The organism is Arthrobacter sp. P1_B3 (assembly GCF_056406615.1).
In genome coordinates this window covers 1-1302 of record NZ_JBFTZV010000068.1, presented here as the reverse complement: position 1 = coordinate 1302, position 1302 = coordinate 1, and the positions used below count along the sequence as shown (strand labels likewise).

Genomic DNA, 1302 nt, shown 5'->3' with positions numbered 1-1302 from the left:
TGGGCCGCCACGGAGTTCTCGGACAGTGGCCCCCTTAAAATCGGGGGACTACTGAAATGAGGAATGTGCAGAATGCCTGCATCACGTCGCCGGTTCAGCCAGGAGTTCAAGGACCAGCTGTGCGAGGAAGTCGTCTCGACTTCGAAAACGATCAAGTCCGTCGCCGACTCGTACGGGGTCGGTGCCGAGACGCTGCGTAACTGGCTGAAGAAGTACCGGCAGGAACACGACACGACGGGCACCGAGGTTCCGCTGACGGGCTCGGAGCGGGCCCGGCTGATGGAGCTGGAGCGGGAGAACCAGGAGCTGCGTGCGGAGGCTGCGTTCCTGAAAAAAGCCGCTGCATACTTCGCGCGGGAGCCACGGTAGTGGCGAAGTATGAATTCATCGATTCCCAGACCCGGTCSCCGGACGTTCCGGCGTTGGTGAAGATGTGCCGCTGGCTCGGGGTGTCCCGGTCCGGGTTCTACCACTGGCGCTCCCGCCCGCTGTCGGCCACCGCGGCGCGCAGGGGCGTGCTCACGGAGCGGGTGAAGCACTTCTTCGCCGCCTCCGACGGCACGTACGGCTACCGGCGGATCCACGCGGACCTTGCCGCGGAGGGCACCGAATGCTCCCCGGAGCTGGTCCGCCAGATCATGCGGGCCAACAACCTGGTGCCGTGCCAGCCGCGCCCGTTCCGCACCACCACGGAGGCGGATGCYGAAGCCGCGGCGARGATCCCTGACCTGGTGCGCAGGGACTTCACCGCGGACCGTCCCGGGGAGAAGTTCGTCGGCGACATCACCTACATCCACACCTGGCAGGGCTTCGTCTACCTGGCCACGGTCATCGACTGCTTTTCGAAGAAGGTCGTGGGCTGGGCCGTCGCYGACCACATGCGTGCCGAGCTGGTCGAATCCGCGCTCCGGAACGCCGCGGCATCCACGCTCATCCGCCCCGGCGCGATCTGGCACTCGGACCGGGGCAGCCAATACACCTCCGCATCCTTCCGGGCCCTCGTGGCGGGCCTGGGCATGCGTTCCTCGATGGGCCGCACCGGGGTGTGCTGGGACAAYGCCGCCGCGGAGACGTTCTTCTCGGCGCTGAAGAACGAGCGCGTSYACCGCACKGTCTACGCCACCAAGGCYCAGGCCAGRCGGGATGTMATCCGCTACATCGAGGGCTTCTACAACAGCCGGCGCCGGCACTCCGCMCTGGATTACCGCTACCCCAACGAGGTCCACTACAGTTACCAGCAGCCGCCCGCGGCAGCGTAGAKAAAACCACTAATCCGCTGTCCGAAATCTCCCAAGCGGCCCA

Annotated in this window: 1 protein-coding gene; it reads left to right on the top strand. The window is 66.1% G+C overall.

Translation table 11 applies throughout. From position 1 onward, the window contains the following. Positions 1 to 72 precede the first annotated feature (72 nt). Positions 73 to 1259, top strand: a protein-coding gene (locus AC1D2F_RS23870) for an IS3 family transposase (protein WP_476967905.1) whose coding sequence is annotated in 2 segments (ribosomal slippage) — positions 73 to 343 and positions 343 to 1259 — 1188 coding nt in all. Because the reading frame shifts where the segments join, the coding sequence is not laid out codon by codon here. Positions 1260 to 1302 lie beyond the last annotated feature (43 nt).